We start from the raw sequence: 1371 nt of genomic DNA on the forward strand, positions 1-1371 counted from the left end.
CAACTATGCCGTGGCCCGTCAGTTTGCAGACTGAGGAAAAAATGATGAGTGTGGATATTGATATCATTAAGACCCGGGCAAACAACGAATATCGTCTTTCGAAAGTCCGTGGCGAAGCAATGATCAGCGTACGTATTCCTGGCGGGATTCTGCCCGCACACCTGCTGACTGTGGCACGCGAGATTGCTGAAACCTGGGGAAATGGTCAGATCCATCTGACCACCCGCCAGAAACTGGCCATGCCGGGGCTCCGTTATGAAGATATCGACAAAGTGAATGCCGCACTGGAACCTTTCATTCGGGAAATTGAAATGGAGCTGTGTGATGTTCAGGTTGATGATCCGAAAGCCGGATACCTGGCGATTGGCGGACGCAACATTGTCGCCTGCCAGGGTAACCGGATTTGCCAGAAAGCCAATACCGACACCACTGGTTTATCCCGGCGACTGGAAAAGCTGATTTATCCCAGCGCCTATCATCTGAAAACCGTCATTGCCGGGTGTCCGAATGACTGTGCCAAAGCGTCCATGTCAGACTTTGGCATTATTGGTGTGGCCAGAATGCGTTTTACTGCGGAACGTTGCATTGGATGCGGCGCCTGTGTGAAAGCCTGTGCTCACCACGCCGTGGGGTGCCTGTCATTAAAGAACGGGAAAGCCTCAAAGGAAGAGTCGCTTTGTATCGGATGCGGCGAATGTGTTCTGGCATGTCCCACCCTCGCCTGGCAGCGTCAGCCACAGGAGTTCTGGCAGATCCGTCTGGGCGGAAGAACCGGTAAAAAAACGCCCCGCATGGGTAAGTTATTCCTTAACTGGGTCACTGAGGATGTCATCAAACAGGTCATCACCAATCTGTTTGAGTTTGAAAAAGAAATGCTGGGGGGTAAACCGGTTTACCTCCATATGGGCCATCTTATCGATAAAGGCGGTTATCTGCGCTTCAAAGAGCGTGTACTACGCGACGTACAGCTAAACCCCGAAGCCATGGTCGCTGAACGGATTTACTGGGTGGAAGATGAATCAGTGGCCCGTATTCATCTCAGAAGCGTCGGATATTAATTCCTGTCTGGCCACAGCACTGAGGACGTTGTGGCCCTGTTCATTTAAAATAACAAGTGTAAAGGTGGTGAATGCGGGCGTTTTTCCGCGTGTTGTTTCTTTTTGCCGACAGGGGCAGTAACAGGTATAAGAGCGCCCGTTACTGCCCCTTTTTCCGTATCAGAAATTAATCCGGAAACCAACGCTACCTGTTACTGGCGATTCTGTATTCTCGCCATTCTGGTAACTCGCTTCTGCCCACACCCCGGCATTCGCTGTCAGCTGAGCACTCACCCCGGCACCGTATTTCCCTGTGGTGCCTGAGATATCGTTA

The 1371-nt window shown here is 51.5% G+C and carries 2 protein-coding genes; one reads left to right on the forward strand and one right to left on the reverse strand.

Translation table 11 applies throughout. The features are described from left to right. Nucleotides 1–44 precede the first annotated feature (44 nt). Complete coding sequence (gene asrC, locus FEK47_RS25015) at nt 45–1058, forward strand: sulfite reductase subunit C (protein WP_135487922.1); 1014 nt, start codon at nt 45–47, stop codon at nt 1056–1058. 159 nt (nt 1059–1217) lie between these two features. On the opposite strand, the gene FEK47_RS25020 is transcribed toward asrC, so the two are convergent. Next, nucleotides 1218–1364, reverse strand: coding sequence for an autotransporter outer membrane beta-barrel domain-containing protein (locus tag FEK47_RS25020; RefSeq protein WP_276609633.1), 147 nt, complete (start codon nt 1362–1364; stop codon nt 1218–1220). Between the last annotated feature and the right edge of the window lie 7 nt (nt 1365–1371).

Origin of the sequence: Escherichia sp. E3659 (genome assembly GCF_005781135.1) — a bacterium.
Classification (GTDB): domain Bacteria; phylum Pseudomonadota; class Gammaproteobacteria; order Enterobacterales; family Enterobacteriaceae; genus Escherichia.

Excerpts from the sequence above, each read along its gene's own strand:
- asrC (WP_135487922.1), top strand. The coding sequence starts at position 45 with ATGAGTGTGGATATTGATATCATTAAGACCCGGGCAAACAACGAATAT.